18 protein-coding genes (1 of these 18 cut by a window edge) are annotated in these 17,408 nt (G+C 59.5%); 12 read left to right on the top strand and 6 right to left on the bottom strand.

Translation table 11 applies throughout. The features are described 5' to 3' along the window. Nucleotides 1-30 precede the first annotated feature (30 nt). Both gluQRS and dksA read right to left on the bottom strand, forming a co-directional pair. A complete protein-coding gene (gluQRS, locus tag J1D76_RS07055; protein ID WP_421137659.1) occupies nt 31-924 on the bottom strand; it encodes a tRNA glutamyl-Q(34) synthetase GluQRS in 894 nt (297 codons plus the stop codon). 198 nt (nt 925-1,122) lie between these two features. After that, on the bottom strand, nt 1,123-1,563 hold the full coding sequence (gene dksA, locus J1D76_RS07050) for an RNA polymerase-binding protein DksA (protein WP_007995322.1): 441 nt from the start codon (nt 1,561-1,563) through the stop codon (nt 1,123-1,125). Nucleotides 1,564-1,896: 333 nt separating this feature from the next. On the opposite strand from dksA, the gene J1D76_RS07045 reads away from it, so the two are divergent. Next, nucleotides 1,897-3,069 carry a pyridoxal phosphate-dependent aminotransferase gene (locus tag J1D76_RS07045; RefSeq protein ID WP_421137658.1) on the top strand — a complete coding sequence of 391 codons (1,173 nt, stop codon included), beginning with the start codon at nt 1,897-1,899 and terminating at the stop codon, nt 3,067-3,069. Beyond that, a complete protein-coding gene (gene sfsA / locus J1D76_RS07040) occupies nt 3,069-3,782 on the top strand; it encodes a DNA/RNA nuclease SfsA (RefSeq protein WP_421137657.1) in 714 nt (237 codons plus the stop codon). Before J1D76_RS07045 ends, sfsA begins: the two co-directional genes overlap by 1 nt. Here sfsA and J1D76_RS07035 read toward each other — a convergent pair. After that, nucleotides 3,779-4,096 (bottom strand): Rieske (2Fe-2S) protein, encoded by a 318-nt coding sequence (locus J1D76_RS07035; protein WP_421137656.1) that lies wholly within the window; start codon nt 4,094-4,096, stop codon nt 3,779-3,781. The genes sfsA and J1D76_RS07035 overlap by 4 nt on opposite strands. A 165-nt stretch (nt 4,097-4,261) precedes the next feature. Between J1D76_RS07035 and J1D76_RS07030 the strand changes: the two genes are divergently transcribed. Then, entirely contained in the window at nt 4,262-5,134 is an 873-nt protein-coding gene (locus J1D76_RS07030; RefSeq protein WP_421137655.1) for a heme/hemin ABC transporter substrate-binding protein, read from the top strand. Between the two features lie 263 nt (nt 5,135-5,397). Here the strand turns inward: J1D76_RS07030 and J1D76_RS07025 are convergent, their stop codons facing one another. The 3 genes from J1D76_RS07025 to J1D76_RS07015 all read right to left on the bottom strand — a co-directional run bounded on the left by J1D76_RS07025 (nt 5,398) and on the right by J1D76_RS07015 (nt 7,897). Then, nucleotides 5,398-5,670, bottom strand: a complete 273-nt coding sequence (locus J1D76_RS07025; protein WP_096515175.1) for a TfoX/Sxy family protein — start codon at nt 5,668-5,670, stop codon at nt 5,398-5,400. 235 nt (nt 5,671-5,905) lie between these two features. Beyond that, entirely contained in the window at nt 5,906-6,250 is a 345-nt protein-coding gene (locus J1D76_RS07020; protein ID WP_421137654.1) for a pentapeptide repeat-containing protein, read from the bottom strand. Between the two features lie 90 nt (nt 6,251-6,340). Further along, nucleotides 6,341-7,897: a bifunctional aminoglycoside phosphotransferase/ATP-binding protein gene (locus tag J1D76_RS07015; RefSeq protein ID WP_421137653.1), complete on the bottom strand. Its 1,557-nt coding sequence runs from the start codon at nt 7,895-7,897 to the stop codon at nt 6,341-6,343. 115 nt (nt 7,898-8,012) lie between these two features. Between J1D76_RS07015 and mrcB the strand changes: the two genes are divergently transcribed. The 9 genes from mrcB to msrQ all read left to right on the top strand — a co-directional run. Continuing rightward, nucleotides 8,013-10,337, top strand: a complete 2,325-nt coding sequence (mrcB, locus tag J1D76_RS07010) for a penicillin-binding protein 1B (protein WP_421137652.1) — start codon at nt 8,013-8,015, stop codon at nt 10,335-10,337. Nucleotides 10,338-10,353: 16 nt separating this feature from the next. After that, a complete protein-coding gene (locus tag J1D76_RS07005; protein WP_421137651.1) occupies nt 10,354-11,076 on the top strand; it encodes a tetratricopeptide repeat protein in 723 nt (240 codons plus the stop codon). Next, nucleotides 11,076-11,411 (top strand): YqcC family protein, encoded by a 336-nt coding sequence (locus J1D76_RS07000; RefSeq protein ID WP_421137650.1) that lies wholly within the window; start codon nt 11,076-11,078, stop codon nt 11,409-11,411. The genes J1D76_RS07005 and J1D76_RS07000 overlap by 1 nt, the downstream gene beginning before the upstream one ends. A gap of 483 nt (nt 11,412-11,894) precedes the next feature. Beyond that, complete coding sequence (locus J1D76_RS06995; RefSeq protein WP_421137649.1) at nt 11,895-13,619, top strand: acetolactate synthase 3 large subunit; 1,725 nt, start codon at nt 11,895-11,897, stop codon at nt 13,617-13,619. A 2-nt stretch (nt 13,620-13,621) separates the two neighbouring features. Beyond that, complete coding sequence (gene ilvN, locus J1D76_RS06990) at nt 13,622-14,113, top strand: acetolactate synthase small subunit (protein ID WP_003176102.1); 492 nt, start codon at nt 13,622-13,624, stop codon at nt 14,111-14,113. Nucleotides 14,114-14,158: 45 nt separating this feature from the next. After that, entirely contained in the window at nt 14,159-15,175 is a 1,017-nt protein-coding gene (ilvC, locus tag J1D76_RS06985) for a ketol-acid reductoisomerase (RefSeq protein WP_003228216.1), read from the top strand. Between the two features lie 145 nt (nt 15,176-15,320). After that, nucleotides 15,321-16,175 carry a CDP-diacylglycerol--serine O-phosphatidyltransferase gene (gene pssA / locus J1D76_RS06980; protein WP_421137648.1) on the top strand — a complete coding sequence of 285 codons (855 nt, stop codon included), beginning with the start codon at nt 15,321-15,323 and terminating at the stop codon, nt 16,173-16,175. 58 nt (nt 16,176-16,233) lie between these two features. After that, the gene (gene msrP, locus J1D76_RS06975) at nt 16,234-17,247 is read left to right on the top strand and encodes a protein-methionine-sulfoxide reductase catalytic subunit MsrP (RefSeq protein ID WP_421137647.1); all 1,014 of its coding nucleotides are present in this window, start codon (nt 16,234-16,236) and stop codon (nt 17,245-17,247) included. Next, nucleotides 17,247-17,408 carry the start of a protein-methionine-sulfoxide reductase heme-binding subunit MsrQ gene (gene msrQ / locus J1D76_RS06970; RefSeq protein WP_421137646.1) on the top strand. Its footprint extends 459 nt past the window's final position, so only the first 162 of its 621 coding nucleotides appear in the window; the start codon lies at nt 17,247-17,249; its stop codon lies off the right edge, out of view. The genes msrP and msrQ overlap by 1 nt, the downstream gene beginning before the upstream one ends.

Here is a 17,408-nt window from a genome sequence, read left to right as displayed (position 1 = left end):
TAACGGATGGGCGCGCCACTGCAAGTGCGATCACGAGAGCGCTGCCTCGGGCAGGCTCAGTGTGCGCGGGATCAGCGAGGCGTCCCAGTGGGCAATGCCCCAGTTCAGCACTTCCCGTGGCGTGGCGTACGTCAGTTCGGTGGCCGGGTTCTGTCCCAGTGCGCGCAGCGCTCGCAGCAACAGCGGCGTTGCCTGATCCTCGGTCAATGGCGGCGAACGGTAGGACTTGCCGAGTTTATTGCCATCGGGCTGGGTAATCAGCGGGATATGCAGATAACGCGGTTGCGGCAGGCCGAGCAATTCTTGCAGGTAGAGCTGGCGAGGCGTGGAGTCAAGCAAGTCGGCTCCACGCACGATATCGGTGATGCCTTGCCACGCATCGTCCAGGACCACGGCCAGTTGATAGGCGTAAAGGCCGTCGCGACGGCGGATCACGAAATCGCCGACTTCCCGCCCCAGGTGCTGGCGGTATTGGCCCTGCACCCTGTCGACAAAGTGATATTCCAGCTCCGGCACGCGCAGGCGTATGGCCGCGTCATCGGTCCCATGACCGGCATTGCGACACAGCCCCGGGTAAATGCCGTGATACGGCTCCAGCTGTTTGCGCGAGCAGGTACACGCGTACGCCAAGCCGTGATTGAACAGGCGATTGAGCACCTCGACGTAGGCATCGTGCCGCTCGCTTTGGCGAACCAGTTCGCCGTCCCATTCAAAGCCGTAGCTTTCCAGCGCCTTGAGAATCGCCGCTTGGGCGCCGGGTTCTTCGCGGGGCGGATCAAGGTCTTCCATGCGCATCAGCCAGCGACCGCCCACCGAGCGTGCATCGAGATAAGACGCCAGCGCGGCGACCAGCGAGCCGAAGTGCAGGTGGCCACTGGGGGTAGGGGCGAAGCGCCCGATGTACGTGGGGGAGGCGGTGGTCATGAATGCAATGTCACTCGTTCCGGGCTTGCATCAGGCACGTGTGGGAGCGAGCCTGCTCGCGAAAGCGGTGTGTCAGCCAGCATCAATGTCGAAGTGATGGCCCCTTCGCGAGCAGGCTCTCCCACATCGTGTTGCCGAGGTGAATCCTGAAAACAAAAACGGAGCGTTCGCACGCTCCGTTCTTCGTTCAAGTCGCGACTACTTGCCGACTTGCTTTTCCTTGATTTCCGCCAGGGTCTTGCAGTCGATGCACAGGTCGGCGGTCGGGCGCGCTTCGAGGCGCTTGACGCCAATCTCGATGCCGCAGGATTCGCACCAGCCGTACTCTTCGTCTTCGATCAGTTGAAGGGTCTTGTCAATCTTCTTGATCAGCTTGCGTTCACGGTCGCGGGCACGCAGTTCGAGGGCGAACTCCTCTTCCTGGCTGGCACGATCGGCCGGGTCAGGGAAGTTGGCCGCTTCGTCCTTCATGTGGTCCACGGTCTTGTCGACGCCTTCCATCAGCTCTTTTTTCCACTGATTCAGAACCTTGGTGAAGTGCTTGCGCATGGGCTCGCCCATGTACTCTTCGCCGGCTTTCTGAACATAGGGCTCGAAGCCGCTGATCGTCTGGTTTTGCTGCTTTGCTTGGGTGGACATGAAATAGACCGCCTCTACTCTTGTAATCCATCTGCGCAGGATTGCTCCATCACCGACACCTGCCGGCCCTGCGGCTGCAAGCGGGCGAACTTACCAGATCAACTCGGGCCGCGCTACTCCCGGATGTCGAGCTCGCGGCCCATGGTGCTTGCCAATGATGACAAAGCGTTGTCTGGTGGTGCCTGGGCCCTGCTCAATTAATGATTTTAGTCAAACCTTGCGCAAACGTCCGAGTCGTTTGTGTCGGGGCTTGTAAGGGGTGTGACCGCTTTAGGTTCTCGCTCGTTCCTGCGCTTGGGTAGAATCGGTTTTTTTCTCGTGGAAGGAAGGCCAATGGCTCACTCATACAGTGCCCGCAGCCGCGCAATCGAACCGTTCCATGTCATGGCGCTGTTGGCGCGGGCCAACGAATTGCAGGCGGCTGGCCACGATGTGATCCACCTCGAAATCGGTGAGCCGGACTTCACCACGGCCGAGCCGATCATTCAGGCCGGCCAGGCGGCGTTGGCGTCCGGCAAGACCCGCTACACCGCCGCCCGTGGCATTCCTGAGCTACGTGAGGCCATTTCGGGCTTTTATCAGCAGCGATATGGCTTGAACATCGAACCGCGGCGCATTCTCATCACGCCCGGTGGTTCCGGTGCGTTGCTGTTGGTCAGTGCGTTGCTGGTAGACCCGGGCAAGCACTGGTTGCTGGCGGACCCGGGTTACCCGTGTAACCGGCATTTCCTGCGACTGGTCGAAGGCGCGGCGCAACTGGTACCGGTCGGTCCCGATGTGCGTTATCAGCTGACGCCTGGCCTGATCGCACGTCATTGGGACCACGACAGCGTCGGCGCACTGGTTGCGTCGCCGGCCAATCCGACCGGCACGATCCTGACCCGCGAGGAGTTGGCAAAGTTGTCTGCCGCGATCAAGGAGCGTCACGGTCATCTGGTCGTCGACGAGATCTATCATGGCCTGACCTACGGCACCGACGCGGCCAGCGTGCTGGAGGTCGACGACAGTGCGTTCGTGCTCAACAGTTTTTCAAAATACTTCGGCATGACCGGCTGGCGCCTGGGCTGGCTGGTGGCCCCCGAGGGGGCGGTCGGCGAACTGGAAAAGCTCGCGCAGAATCTCTACATCAGCGCGCCGAGCATGGCTCAGCATGCGGCATTGGCCTGTTTCGAACCGGCGACCATCAGCATTCTGGAAGAGCGTCGTGCGGAGTTTGGCCGTCGCCGCGACTTCCTGCTGCCGGCCTTGCGCGAGCTGGGTTTCGGTATCGCCGTGGAGCCGGAAGGGGCGTTCTACCTGTACGCGGATATCAGCAAATTCGGCGGCGATGCCTTCGCGTTCTGCAAGCATTTCCTCGAAACCGAACACGTGGCCTTTACACCCGGGCTGGATTTCGGGCGGTATCAGGCCGGGCATCATGTGCGGTTTGCCTATACGCAGAACCTTCAGCGCTTGCAGGAAGCGGTCGAGCGTATCGGGCGTGGGTTGAAGAGCTGGCAAGGCTGATGCGTTTTCATCCTCCCCTCGAAGAAGGTCGCCTCATTCGTCGCTACAAACGTTTTCTCGCCGATATCGAAACCGTTAGCGGCGAATTGCTGACCATTCACTGCCCGAACACCGGTTCGATGCTCAATTGCCAGGTGGAAGGCGGGCAGGTCTGGTTCAGCCGCTCCAACGACCCGAAGCGCAAGTTGCCGGGTACCTGGGAGGTCGGTGAAACCCCACAAGGGCGGCTGTTTTGCGTAAACACCGCCCGGGCCAATGGTTTGATCGAAGAGGCGCTGCGGGCAGGCGTCATCGCCGAACTGAACGGCTTCACCGGGCTCAAGCGTGAAGTGGCGTACGGTCAGGAAAGCAGTCGTATCGATTTTCGCCTGGATTACCCCGACGGGCCGGCCTACGTCGAAGTCAAAAGCGTGACCCTGGGCTTCGACGGTACGGCGGTGGCGGCGTTTCCCGATGCCGTCACCCAGCGTGGCGCCAAGCATCTGCGTGAGCTGGCTCACCTGGCGAGGGACGGTATTCGTGCGGTGCAGTTGTACTGTGTTTGCCTGAGCGATATCGAGGCGGTGCGCCCGGCGCAGGAAATCGATGCGGTTTATGCACAGGCGCTGCGTGAGGCTATCGCCTGTGGGGTCGAGGTATTGGCTTACGGTGTGCGTTTGAGCCACGAAGAGATGGTGGTCGACCGGCGTCTTGACGTGTTGCCGGGTGGCTAATGGCCGATCCAGATCCCTTGTTCATCCTCGCGGCAGGTCACGCTCCTCAAGAATTGCCCCGCGCAAGGGCCGGCGACGCATTCTCCGTCCTCGATCAGGAACAGTGCGCCATGGGTGGCGCACTGGATCAGGCTGTTGCTGGGGTCGAGAAACTGGTCGGGATGCCACTCCAGGGCGACGCCCCGGTGCGGGCAGCGATTGATGTAGGCGTAAACCTGCCCGTTACGGCGCACCGCAAAGTACTTCTGGCCATCGACCTCGAAACCGCGGCTGCTGTCGTTGGCCAGCTCGGCGCCTGCGCAAAGCAACTTCATGTCTATCCTCAGTCCCGCCGCTCGTGACCGGATATGTCCGAGCTTGACGGTTAAATGCTAACAATTATCAAATGGCTGTCTTGCTTGCCTAGGCAGGTGCCATCTGGCCGAGGATACTTGGCCTGATCCTTTCGCGCCCGGGAAACCTCTCAAAGGAAGCTGTTTATGCGCCTGCCTGTCCGCGTTGTCGTGTTCTGTATAGGACTTATCACCAGCGCTTGCGCTTCGGCGGACGAGTTGCCGCAGCGATGGGTCAGCGCTGGCGGTGCGTTATCCGAGTGGGTCTGTGCGCTGGGGGGAGAATCGAAACTGGTGGGCGTCGACACGACCAGCCAGCACCCCACTTCGCTGAAATCCTTGCCGAGCATTGGCTATCAGCGGCAATTGTCGGCAGAGGGAATCTTGAGCTTGCGCCCACAGATATTGGTCGGCACCGAAGAAATGGGCCCGCCGCCGGTGCTTGCACAAATCCGTAACGCTGGCGTGCAGGTCGAACTGTTCTCGGCTCAACCCGATCTGCCGACGTTGCAGGGCAATCTGCAGCATTTGGGCAAGCTGTTGGGAGCCGAATCTCGAGCCACGCAAATGATCACCACTTATCAACAGCAACTCGAAGCGCAGAAAATTCGCGTCACCAAGGCCCAACTGAAACAAAAGTCCCCAGGCGTCTTGTTGCTGCTGGGGCATGCGGGCGGTAAACCGCTGATCGCCGGGAAGGACACGGCCGCCGACTGGATGCTCCAACAGGCCGGAGGACACAACCTGGCGACCCACAGTGGTTACAAACCCTTCTCCAACGAGTCGCTGGTCAGTCTGGATCCCGATGTGCTGGTGTTTGCCGATCGGGCGTTGGCGGGCGATGCCGCACGCGCGGCGTTGTTCAAGGAAAACCCGATTCTGAGCTCGACCCGTGCGGCCAGGGACGGGCGGGTGATTGAGCTTGATCCCACGCTTTTGGTGGGCGGATTGGGACCGCGATTGCCGCAAAGCCTCAAGCGACTGTCTGATGGATTTTTTCCCGCAGCCGTCGATCAATGATTCGACTTCCACAGGCAAAAAAAGACCCGGCAAGAGCCGGGTCAAATAACCGTGATTAGCCTGATGAGGAGATAATCTGAGAGTCCGAACCAAGGGCTTTCCAGAAAATCGACCAGTCTCGCGACCAGTTGTGATAATCATATCGATTCTCATTACCAAGTCAACCGCTGTTTTTTGATTTCTTTGCGTTTTCCCGGATTAGCGCCAGCAGACTCCGTAATCATTGGGTTTCAGGTTGCATGACATGAAAAATATTGACCGTTTCAGATCTTGTGCCGTGAAGAAATCGCTTCCAGTTGCTTGTTCAGCGCTTCCTTGCGTTCGGCGGGAATGTCATTCCAGTGAACATCCATCAGGGCGCCTTCAATCGCGTACAACAACACCTTGGACGCCCGGAAGCCGCGCGTGCGCACGGCCCGATAGGCATCCACCGCCCCGAGGCGACGCAAGTCCGACGCGCTATGGATGCCCACGGCATGCAGCCACTGCGCTGATGTCTTGCCAAGATTCTTCAGGTGTTGCAGTTCATCATTCATCAAGCCTCCTTGCGATGGCCGAATGGAGAGCGTGGGCAAGCTTCTGAGGAGTGTAGCCATCAGTAGGAAAAGCGTGATTGTTTGGTCGTTTTTGGCGCAAAAGCTTCTAAGCGGCACGGATTCGAAGTGGGAGAAGTTCGCGGGCCTGGTAGGAAAGGGCGGGGGATCAGGGGGCGAACGCTGTCGCAGCCCAGCGCAACCGTGAGGCGCTGGGCCGTTCAGTCATCGAGATCGATCAGCGGGTGCGATAGCGCAGGCGCGTACCGAAATTCATCGACATCAGGATTTCGTCGGCACTCAGTTCCACGGGAAAGTAGGCGCCAGAGATTTGCGCATGGGACAGGCTCGCGCCTTCCAGGTTGGCTTTGCGAAAATCGATTCCGCGCAAGTCGGCTGAACGGAAATAGGCATCGCCGAAATCCACACCCTCGGCATTCAGTTCGCGCAAATCCAGGCCGCGGAAATCACCACCGACCATATCGATGGCGCCATCCTTGGGGCGCTCACTGTTGAAGCCTCTGATGTCGTCTTTGTGCAGCAGGGCATAAAGCGGTGTGTCGAGAAGTTTCGGTTGGCTCATGTCGCGTCACCTGTTGGTTTTATGACGCCAGTATAGTGCCACTATTTGGCAGTCGTGAAGCCAGCGAGGGCTTCACGACTGAAATAGTTTTTACAGGCCAGGCAGGCGCTGGCGAATCTGCGCGACAACCGTGTCCAGGGTCCCGCTTTCGTTGGTCTGTACGCGTTTGCTGCAGAGGATTTCCGCTGGCGTCAGTGCTTCACGGCTGGCTTGCTGGGCTTCGATCACGGCCAGGGTGGCGTCCGACGGGTCTTTCTTGTCGGCCTGGCGCGTGGCCAGCCAGCTTTCGATCACAGCCTGGGGTGCGTTGCAGTCGAGGATCAGGAACGGTGCGCCTCTGGCCTCGGCTACTTTTGCCGCGTTGTCACGCTGGTCGCGCTTGAGGTAAGTGGCGTCGACCACCACCGGGAAGCCGGCGCGCAGAGTGATGTCGGCGACTTCGTGCAGGCGGGCGTAGGTCGCGGTGCTGGCGTCGGCGCTATATATGCCGGCCTGCACGTCATTGGCGACGGTCTGCTCGCCGAACAGGCGCTTGCGCTCGACATCGGAGCGCAGGCGGATGGCGCCCAGGGCTTCGACCAGGCGCATGGCGACATGACTTTTGCCGACAGCCGAAACACCGTGGGTAATGGCCATGAAGCGCGAAGGGATGGTGCTGTAGCTTTCCGCCAGGTTCGCGTAGTTGCGGTATTGGCGCAGGGTGGTGGCGCGCTGCACCGCAGTGGCGTCGGCCGGCATGCTGAACAGCGCCACCTTGGCGCGCACCAGTGCGCGGTAGGCTTTATAAAAGTTCAGCAGTTCGAGGCCGCGATAGTCGCCGGTCAGCTCCAGGTACTGGCTGATGAAGCGACGCGCCAGGCACTTCAAGCCACGGTCTTCCAGGTCCATCGCGAGGAAGCCGGTATCGGCATACACGTCGGTAAAGCGAAACGGTTCGTTGAATTCGATGCAGTCGAAGATCACCACCTTGCCGTCGATCACGGTGGCGTTGCCCAGGTGGATGTCACCGTGGCATTCGCGAATGAAGCCTTCGGCCTTGCGCTCGGCGAACAGTGGCTTGAGGCGGTCGAAGCTGCTTTCGGCCCAGGCTTGCAGGGCGTCGAGCTGCAGCAGGTCGGCCTTGTCGCTGAGGAACGGGCGGATTTGTTCGAAGTTCTGCCGCACCGGCGCCATGACGCTGTCCGGGGTCCCGGCATCGTGCTCGGCCGGGACTTTCGGTGCCTCGAGGTGGAAACGGGCGATTTGCTCGGCCATCTCATCGATGTGCGCAGTGGTCAGCTCGCCGTTGGCTTGCAGGGTGCTGAGTAAACCGTTCTGCGGGAATTGACGCATCTTCAATATGTACTCGATCGCCGGGCCTTCGCCGCTCAGTTGCGGCGCTTCGGCGCTGCCGGTGACGGGCAGCACTTCGAGGTACAGGTCGTCCGTCAGGCGTTGGTTCAGGCGCAGTTCTTCAGCGCAAAAATGTGCGCGAGCCTCGAGGCCGGTAAAGTCGAGAAAGCCGAAATTGACTGGCTTCTTCACTTTATAGGCGAAGGGGCCGGTGAGGATGACCCAGGAAATATGGGTTTCGATGACCTGGAATCCGTCCACCGGGTGCGGGTAGAGGGCAGGGTTTTGCAGGGCAGCGATCAGGGTCTGGCTCACGGGCGATCCTTCAGAGTCTGGAAAATCAAGGCCGTCATTATGGCTGCAAGTCCGCCTGACGCAAACCTCGGCGCGCGCCTGTTGAGTATGAATAAAGTGCGTATAATCCGCCGCCATGACTCGTACTCGAACTCCCCGTACCCCAAAAAAACCAGCCTCCAAGGGCCTGCGCCCGTGGTTGGGCTGGGCCATTAAACTCAGTCTCGTCGGCCTGGTAGTGCTGGCCGGATTTGCCGTTTACCTGGATGCCATCGTCCAGGAAAAGTTCTCCGGCAAGCGCTGGACCATTCCGGCCAAGGTCTACGCGCGCCCGCTCGAGCTGTTCGTCGGCCAAAAGCTGAGCCGGGATGATTTCCTGACCGAGCTCGATGCCTTGGGCTATCGCCGCGAAAGCGTGGCCAATGGGCCGGGCGCTGCGTCGGTCAACGGCAATACCGTTGATCTGAACACCCGGGGTTTCCAGTTCTATGAAGGCATGGAGCAAGCGCAACCGGTGCGGGTGCGATTCTCCGGCGACTACGTGGCCGAATTGTCCGGCGCCAAGGGCTCGAAACTGTCGGTGGTGCGCCTGGAGCCGCTGCTGATTGGCGGCCTGTACCCGAAAAACCTCGAAGACCGGATCCTGATCAAGATCGATCAGGTGCCGCCGTACCTGCTGGAAACGCTGGTGGCGGTCGAGGACCGTGATTATTACCATCACTTCGGAGTTTCGCCGAAGTCGATCGCCCGGGCCATTTGGGTCAACGGTTCGTCCGGCCGCATGCGGCAGGGCGGCAGTACCCTGACTCAACAGTTGGTGAAAAACTTCTACCTGACCAACGAGCGCAGCCTGAGCCGCAAGCTCACCGAAGCGATGATGGCGTTGCTACTGGAACTGCATTACGACAAACGCGAGATTCTTGAGGCTTACCTCAACGAAGTGTTTATCGGGCAGGACGGTCAGCGTGCGGTGCATGGTTTTGGTCTGGCGAGCCAGTTCTTCTTCAGCCAGCCGCTGGCCGAACTCAAGCTGCATCAAGTCGCGCTGCTGGTGGGCATGGTCAAGGGGCCTTCTTCCTATAACCCGCGCCGTTATCCGGAGCGCGCCCTCGAGCGGCGTAACCTGGTACTCGATGTGCTGCAGGAGCAGGGCGTCGCGACGGCCGAGCAGGTTGAAGCGGCGAAGAAAATGCCGCTGGGCGTGACAAAGCGCGGCAGTCTGGCCGACAGTTCGTTCCCCGGCTTCCTCGACCTGGTCAAGCGTCAACTGCGCGAAGACTATCGCGACGAAGACTTGACCGAAGAAGGGCTGCGCATCTTCACCAGTTTCGATCCGATCCTGCAGATGAAGGCTGAAGCCTCGGTCAATGACACCTTCAAGCGCCTGGCGGGGCGCAAGGGTTCCGAAGACGTCGAAGCGGCCATGGTCGTGACCAACCCGGAAACCGGCGAAGTACAAGCGATGATCGGCAGTCGCCAGGCCAGTTTTGCCGGGTTCAACCGGGCGCTGGACGCGGTGCGGCCCGTCGGCTCGCTGATCAAGCCGGCGGTCTACCTGACCGCGCTGGAGAAACCGAGCCAGTACACGTTGACCAGTTGGCTGTCGGACGAGGCTTTTTCGGTCAAGGGTGCCGATGGCCAGGTCTGGAAACCGCAGAACTATGATCGTCGTTCTCACGGCACCGTCTTCCTTTATCAGGGCCTGGCGCATTCCTACAACCTGTCGACCGCGCGTCTGGGTCTGGCCGTCGGTGTGCCGAACGTCCTGAAGACGCTGGGTCGCCTGGGGGTAACACGTGAGTTCCCGGCCTTCCCGTCGATGTTGCTCGGCGCAGGCGGCATGACGCCGATTGAAGTGGCGACCATGTACCAGACCCTCGCCAACGGCGGCTTCAACACGCCGATGCGCGGTATTCGCAGCGTGCTGACCGCTGAAGGCGAGCCGCTCAAGCGTTATCCGTTCCAGATCCAGCAGCGTTTCGATCCGGCCTCGATCTACCTGATCCAGAGCGCCATGCAGCGCGTGATGCGCGAAGGTACGGGCAGCTCGGTGTACAACGTGTTGCCCAAGACCCTGACGCTGGCGGGTAAAACCGGTACCAGTAACGACTCGCGGGACAGTTGGTTCGCCGGGTTCAGTCAGGACTTGCTGGCGGTGGTCTGGCTCGGGCGCGATGACAACGGTAAGACGCCATTCACTGGCGCCACGGGTGCCTTGCAGGTCTGGACCAGTTTCATGCGCAAGGCCGATCCGCTGCCGCTGGACATGCCGCAACCGGATAACATTGTTCAGGCCTGGGTCGATTCCCGCACCGGGCAAGGCTCCGAGGCGAGTTGCCCGGGTGCCGTGCAGATGCCGTATATTCGCGGCAGCGAACCACCACCCGGTACCGCGTGCGCTGGCGAAAGCCCGGCCTCGGGAGAATCGGTGATGGATTGGGTCAAAGGCTGGATGAATTAAGCGAAGAGGGTTTTAAGTGAACAAGTGGTTGATTCCAGCGGTTGCCGCCGTAGCTTTGCTCAGCGGTTGCTCCACCGTACAACGTGGCTCGATCCCGGTAGAGGACGCCGGCACCGCCGTGTCCAACAGCGAGCGGATCACGGCCAATGGCGGATTCCGCAAGACGACGGTCAAGCGTCCGGTGCAGGGCCAGTCCCAGACCCAGGCGATTCCGCAGGGTGACACGGGGGTGGTGGTGATGGTGCCAGGCGCGGCGACGACGTCTACACCGATCAGCGCCACACCGATCACGCCGGGTCCGATCGATACGTCGCCGGTGCAGTCGGCGCCGATCAATCAGGGCAGCTACAGCATGCCGTCGACGCCAAGCGGGATTCCGTCGGCCAGTTCGGGTGGCTTGTCGGCCGATGAGCAATTGGATGGGCCCGTGCTGGCGCTGTTGACCACCGCGCAACAGCAACAGGCGAGCGGCGATCTTAACGGTGCTTCCTCCAGCCTCGAGCGCGCCCAGCGCGTGGCGCCGCGTGAACCGCAGGTGCTTTACCGCTTGGCCCAGGTGCGCATGGCCCAAGGCGATGCGGCCCAGGCCGAGCAGTTCGCCCGACGCGGGCTGACCTTCGCCAGCGGGCGTCCGGCGCTTCAGGCCAACCTCTGGGAGCTGATTGCCCAGGCACGTGAAAAACAGGGCGACGCCCAGGGCGCAGCACTGGCGCGTCAGAAGGCCAAGGTAACGCTGTGATGGACGCACGTTTCCCGAAAATTGCCGATCAACTGCTGTTGATCGAGCGCGAATTGCGGTTGCAGGGGTGGTGGGATGAAGTCCCGCCGTCCGCTCAGGCGCTGTCCAGTGTCGAGCCTTTTTCGGTCGATACCCTGGACTTTGAGCAATGGCTGCAATGGATCTTCCTGCCCCGCATGAAAATAATCCTGGAGCAGGATTTGCCACTGCCCAATGCCTCGGGTATCCAGGAAATGGCCGAAATGGTCTTTGCTGGACGCAACGTTCAGGGTAAGGATCGTCAACTGCAAGTATTGCTCAAAGAGTTTGATCAACTGATCACCGTCTCTCGCTGAGCCAGATGCTGCCAGCGTTTGCTGGCGGTAATCCCCCTTCGCTTTCCGTACGTTGCTGGCTGATGCTGCGCAAGTGCGTGCGCGTGCCAATTCTTTGCCAAAACTTGCGCAATTTAAGCTCACACGGCGGGGAATTACGGGTTTTTTCTTGCGTTCTCATGCGCTTAGTAGAATAAAGCGCACAGACGACTTGACTTGCGAAGGGCGAAACAGAAGAATCCAAAGTCCGCTGTACAGGGACTGCCAGAAGCAGACCCTCTCAGCAGATCATGAGGCGCCTATCCGCGTCGACCTGTTACACCCGCAACGCGTTACCTCGCGCTGGGTGGGAAAGGCCCGCAATACTTGGGACGATCCCAATACTTGCTCAGTCAGTGCTGACGTAGTCGGCGACCACCGTCGCTCATGCTCTGCTGAGAAGTAAACCTATTAAGACCCGTCCCATTTTTGTGGGCGGTATTCTGGCGTTTAGAGGTGAGCAACGTGGAGCTTTTATCTGGCGGTGAGATGCTCGTCCGCTTTTTGCGCGACGAAGGCGTCAAATATATCTACGGGTACCCGGGTGGTGCTCTTCTTCATGTCTACGATGCCCTGTTCAAAGAACCGGAAGTGACCCACATCCTGGTTCGTCACGAGCAAGCGGCGACCCATATGGCTGACGGCTATGCCCGTGCCACCGGTAAAGCCGGCGTGGTACTGGTGACTTCCGGTCCTGGCGCAACAAACGCCATCACCGGTATCGCCACTGCCTACATGGACTCCATTCCGATGGTGATCATTTCCGGTCAGGTGCCAAGCACCATGGTCGGCACCGATGCGTTCCAGGAAACCGACATGATCGGTATCTCCCGGCCGATCGTGAAGCACAGCTTCATGATCAAGCACGCCTCGGAAATCCCGGAAGTCATGAAGAAGGCTTTCTACCTGGCGCAATCCGGTCGTCCTGGCCCGGTCGTTGTCGATATCCCGAAAGACATGACCAACCCGGCCGAGAAGTTCGAATACGTCTTCCCGAAAAAAGCCAAGCTGCGTTCCTACAGCCCGGCTGTTCGTGGTCACTCCGGTCAAATCCGCAAGGCAGCAGAAATGCTCCTGGCGGCCAAGCGCCCTGTGCTGTACTCGGGCGGCGGCGTGATCCTCGGCGGTGGTTCCGCACCACTGACTGAACTTGCGAAAATGCTCAACCTGCCCGTGACCAATACCCTGATGGGGCTCGGCGCCTACCCTGGCACCGACCGTCAGTTCATTGGCATGCTCGGCATGCACGGCAGCTACACCGCCAACTTGGCGATGCACCATGCTGACGTGATCCTCGCTGTCGGTGCACGCTTCGACGACCGTGTCATCAACGGCCCGTCCAAGTTCTGCCCGAACGCCAAGATCATCCACATCGACATCGACCCGGCTTCGATTTCCAAGACCATCAAGGCCGACGTGCCAATCGTTGGTCCGGTCGAGAGCGTCCTGACCGAAATGGTCGCGATCCTCAAGGAAATCGGCGAGACCCCGAACAAGGAGTCCGTGGCCAGTTGGTGGAAGCAGGTTGATGAGTGGCGCGGTGATCGCGGCCTGTTCCCTTATGACAAGGGCGACGGCAGCAAGATCAAGCCTCAGACCGTGGTCGAAACCCTGTGCGAAGTGACCAAGGGCGATGCCTTTGTGACCTCCGACGTGGGCCAGCACCAAATGTTCGCGGCGCAGTACTACAAGTTCAACAAGCCGAACCGCTGGATCAACTCCGGTGGCCTGGGCACCATGGGCTTCGGTTTGCCGGCGGCCATGGGCATTGCATTGAGCTTTCCGGATGCCGACGTTGCCTGCGTAACGGGCGAAGGCAGTATCCAGATGAACATCCAGGAACTGTCCACCTGCCTGCAGTACGGTTTGCCGGTGAAGATCGTCATCCTGAACAACGGCGTGCTGGGTATGGTTCGCCAGTGGCAGGACATGAGCTACGGCAGCCGTCACTCGCACTCCTACATGGAATCGTTGCCTGACTTCGTCAAGCTGGCAGAGGCCTATGGTCACGTCGGCATACGCATCACCGAATCGAAAGATTTGAAGTCGAAGATGGAAGAGGCGTTCGCCATGAAAGATCGCCTGGTCGTGATCGATATTTCGGTCGACACCAGCGAGCACGTCTACCCGATGCAAATCAAAGACGGCTCCATGCGCGATATGTGGCTGAGCAAGACGGAGCGTACTTAATCATGCGGCACATTATTTCCTTGCTTCTGGAAAACGAACCCGGCGCGCTGTCTCGCGTGGTTGGCCTGTTCTCGCAGCGTAACTACAACATCGAAAGCCTGACCGTGGCCCCGACTGAAGACCCGACCCTGTCGCGTCTGACGCTGACCACCGTCGGTCACGATGAAGTCATCGAGCAGATCACCAAGAACCTGAACAAGCTGATCGAAGTGGTAAAGCTGGTCGACCTGTCGGAAAGTGCTCACATCGAGCGCGAACTGATGCTGGTCAAGGTCAAGGCCACCGGTGCCCAGCGCGCCGAGATCAAGCGCACTACCGATATTTACCGTGGGCAGATCGTCGATGTCAGCGCCAGCGTGTATACCGTTCAACTGACCGGTACCAGCGACAAGCTCGACAGCTTCATTCAGTCCATTGGCACCGCATCGATTCTGGAAACCGTCCGCAGTGGCGTGACCGGCATTGCCCGCGGCGACAAAGTACTCAGCATCTAAACCAAATTAGCGAATGGCCTGAACGGCCGGATATAGGGGAAATTCATGAAAGTTTTCTACGATAAAGACTGCGACCTGTCGATCATCCAGGGCAAGAAAGTTGCCATCATCGGTTACGGCTCCCAGGGCCACGCTCAAGCGTGCAACCTGAAAGACTCCGGCGTTGACGTTACCGTTGGCCTGCGTAAAGGTTCGGCTACCGTTGCCAAGGCTGAAGCCCACGGCCTGAAAGTGACCGACGTGGCTTCCGCTGTTGCTGCTGCCGACCTGGTCATGATCCTGACCCCGGACGAGTTCCAGTCCTCGCTGTACAAGAACGAAATCGAGCCGAACATCAAGAAAGGCGCCACCCTGGCCTTCTCCCACGGCTTCGCGATCCACTACAACCAGGTTGTGCCGCGTGCTGACCTCGACGTGATCATGATCGCGCCGAAGGCTCCAGGCCACACCGTACGTTCCGAGTTCGTGAAGGGCGGCGGTATTCCTGACCTGATCGCGATCTACCAGGACGCTTCGGGCAACGCCAAGAACGTCGCTTTGTCCTACGCTGCTGGCGTTGGCGGTGGTCGTACCGGCATCATCGAAACCACCTTCAAGGACGAAACCGAAACCGACCTGTTCGGCGAACAAGCCGTTCTGTGCGGTGGTACCGTTGAACTGGTCAAAGCCGGTTTCGAAACCCTGGTTGAAGCTGGCTACGCGCCAGAAATGGCCTACTTCGAGTGCCTGCACGAACTGAAACTGATTGTTGACCTCATGTACGAAGGCGGTATCGCCAACATGAACTACTCAATCTCCAACAACGCCGAATACGGCGAGTACGTGACCGGCCCGGAAGTCATCAACGCCGAATCCCGTCAGGCCATGCGCAACGCCCTGAAACGTATTCAGGACGGCGAATACGCCAAGATGTTCATCAGCGAAGGCGCTACCGGCTATCCTTCGATGACCGCCAAGCGTCGTAACAACGCCGCTCACGGTATCGAAATCATCGGCGAGCAACTGCGCTCCATGATGCCGTGGATCGGTGCCAACAAGATCGTCGACAAAGCCAAAAACTAAGTCACGCTCCTGTACGAAAAACGCGGCTTAGGCCGCGTTTTTTCGTTTGAGAGGCCGGTTCTGGTATAAAGCTGCATCGGTTTGCGGCCGAACCGTCGTCCCAGACACCTGTCCAAACTTTCCACCCCGTTGCAAGGTAATGTCCATGAGCGAACGCCCCGAAGAGCCAAACCAGGCTTCTGACGCCGAAAGCCTGCTGCCCGTCGATGAACATGTCGAAGAGGGCCATGACGCTGAAGGTCGTAAAGTCCGGCATCGTGGTATCTATCTTCTGCCTAATCTGTTCACCACTGCGAACCTGTTCGCAGGGTTCTACTCCATCATCAACTCGATGAGTGCCCAGGCCGCGCTGAGCGCCGGGGACTCAGCCAATGCGAGCAAGTATTTCGCGTTTGCGGCCATCGCGATCTTCGTCGCCATGGTGCTCGATGGCCTGGATGGCCGCGTGGCCCGCATGACCAATACTCAGAGCGCCTTCGGTGCCGAATACGACTCGCTGTCGGACATGGTCGCCTTCGGCGTGGCGCCAGCATTACTGGCCTTTGGCTGGGCATTGGGCGACATGGGCAAGGTCGGCTGGATGGTCGCCTTCATTTATGTAGCCGGTGCGGCTTTGCGTCTTGCGCGCTTTAACACCCAGGTCGGCACGGCGGACAAGCGCTACTTTATCGGTCTGGCCAGCCCTGCGGCGGCCGGTGTGGTGGCGGGTATCGTCTGGGCGTTCAGCGATTACGACATTCCGGGCTCGAAGATGTCCTTCCTGGTTGCGTTGATGGTGGCGGCGGCCGGCATGCTGATGGTCAGCAATATCAAGTACAACAGCTTCAAGGAGCTCGACCTGAAGGGGCGCGTGCCGTTCGTGGCAATTCTGGCTGTGGTGCTGGTGTTCGCCGTGGTATTCAGCGATCCGCCGCGTATCCTGCTGCTGGTGTTTCTCGCCTATGCGGCCTCCGGTCCGGTTCAATACCTGTTACGTCTTCGCCGTAACAAGAGCGCGTAATTTCCCTCATACTCCGCAGTCTATGGGTGCATCTGTCCTCCAAAGCTTCGGAGTAACCATGCTGATCAAAGTCTCCAAAGCGTCCGACTGCCATGAGTCGGACGTGACGCCTGAATCTCTCTATCTATCTCGACGCAATGTGCTCGGTGCAGCTGTGGCCGGTTTGGCCGTTGGCGCTCTGCCGCAATGGGCTCGCGCTGAAGATGCTGCCCGTTACCCGGAAGTCGAGGCCGGCAAGGCGCCTGCCTGGTTCAGCGAAAAGCTCCCGGCTACCCGATGGGGGGCAGTCAGCGTCAAGGATGAGGCGATCACGCCTTTCAAGGATGCGACCCACTACAACAACTTTTATGAGTTCGGCACTGACAAAAGTGATCCGGCTGCCAACGCGGTCGCGTTGAAGACCAAGCCATGGTCTGTGGTGGTGGACGGGGAGGTGGGTAAGCCGGGGCGATATGCACTGGAAGACTTCATGAAACCGTATCAGTTGGAGGAGCGAATCTACCGACTGCGCTGCGTGGAGGCCTGGTCGATGGTCATTCCCTGGATCGGTTTTCCTCTATCCGCGTTGCTCAAGGAAGTGCAGCCGACCTCAAGCGCCAAGTTCATCCGCTTCGAAACCCTGCAAGACCCCAAGGTGATGCCGGGGCAGCGGTCTGGTTTTGCCTTGATTGACTGGCCTTATATAGAAGGGCTGCGACTGGATGAAGCGATGAACCCATTGGCGATACTTGCGGTGGGTATGTACGGACGTGAATTGCCCAATCAAAACGGTGCGCCATTGCGTTTGGTCGTGCCTTGGAAATATGGCTTCAAGAGCGTCAAGTCCATCGTGCGTATCAGCCTCGTCAGCGAACAGCCGAAAACTACGTGGCAGAGCATTGCTTCAGATGAATACGGCTTTTATGCGAACGTGAATCCTACGGTTGACCATCCCCGCTGGACCCAGGCTCGTGAGCGGCGCCTGCCGAGCAGTCTGTTCAAGCCCAATGTGCGCGACACGCAAATGTTCAACGGTTATTCAGAGGAAGTCGCCTCGCTCTATACAGGGCTCGATCTACGGAAGAATTACTGATGCGATATCCGCTTTGGCGCATAGGTGTTTTTGTGGCGACGATGGTGTGGCCGCTATTTTGGTTGTACCTGGCCTGGGCGGATTTGCTTGGGCCGGATCCGGGCAAGGTTCTGGTTGATCGCCTGGGGCTGGGCACGCTTGTCCTGTTGCTCATTACATTG

Origin of the sequence: Pseudomonas sp. NFX15, assembly GCF_049132105.1 — a bacterium.
Classification (GTDB): Bacteria; Pseudomonadota; Gammaproteobacteria; order Pseudomonadales; family Pseudomonadaceae; genus Aquipseudomonas.
Note: the sequence above shows the minus strand (reverse complement) of the source record. Positions and strands in the feature narration are given on the sequence as shown.

Coding starts and splice junctions, on each gene's coding strand:
- msrP (WP_421137647.1), top strand. CDS start 16,234: ATGCTGATCAAAGTCTCCAAAGCGTCCGACTGCCATGAGTCGGACGTG.
- gluQRS (WP_421137659.1), bottom strand. CDS start 924: ATGACCACCGCCTCCCCCACGTACATCGGGCGCTTCGCCCCTACCCCC.
- pssA (WP_421137648.1), top strand. CDS start 15,321: ATGAGCGAACGCCCCGAAGAGCCAAACCAGGCTTCTGACGCCGAAAGC.
- J1D76_RS07035 (WP_421137656.1), bottom strand. CDS start 4,096: ATGAAGTTGCTTTGCGCAGGCGCCGAGCTGGCCAACGACAGCAGCCGC.
- ilvC (WP_003228216.1), top strand. CDS start 14,159: ATGAAAGTTTTCTACGATAAAGACTGCGACCTGTCGATCATCCAGGGC.
- dksA (WP_007995322.1), bottom strand. CDS start 1,563: ATGTCCACCCAAGCAAAGCAGCAAAACCAGACGATCAGCGGCTTCGAG.
- J1D76_RS07020 (WP_421137654.1), bottom strand. CDS start 6,250: ATGAGCCAACCGAAACTTCTCGACACACCGCTTTATGCCCTGCTGCAC.
- mrcB (WP_421137652.1), top strand. CDS start 8,013: ATGACTCGTACTCGAACTCCCCGTACCCCAAAAAAACCAGCCTCCAAG.
- sfsA (WP_421137657.1), top strand. CDS start 3,069: ATGCGTTTTCATCCTCCCCTCGAAGAAGGTCGCCTCATTCGTCGCTAC.
- ilvN (WP_003176102.1), top strand. CDS start 13,622: ATGCGGCACATTATTTCCTTGCTTCTGGAAAACGAACCCGGCGCGCTG.
- J1D76_RS07045 (WP_421137658.1), top strand. CDS start 1,897: ATGGCTCACTCATACAGTGCCCGCAGCCGCGCAATCGAACCGTTCCAT.
- J1D76_RS07025 (WP_096515175.1), bottom strand. CDS start 5,670: ATGAATGATGAACTGCAACACCTGAAGAATCTTGGCAAGACATCAGCG.
- J1D76_RS07030 (WP_421137655.1), top strand. CDS start 4,262: ATGCGCCTGCCTGTCCGCGTTGTCGTGTTCTGTATAGGACTTATCACC.
- J1D76_RS07000 (WP_421137650.1), top strand. CDS start 11,076: ATGGACGCACGTTTCCCGAAAATTGCCGATCAACTGCTGTTGATCGAG.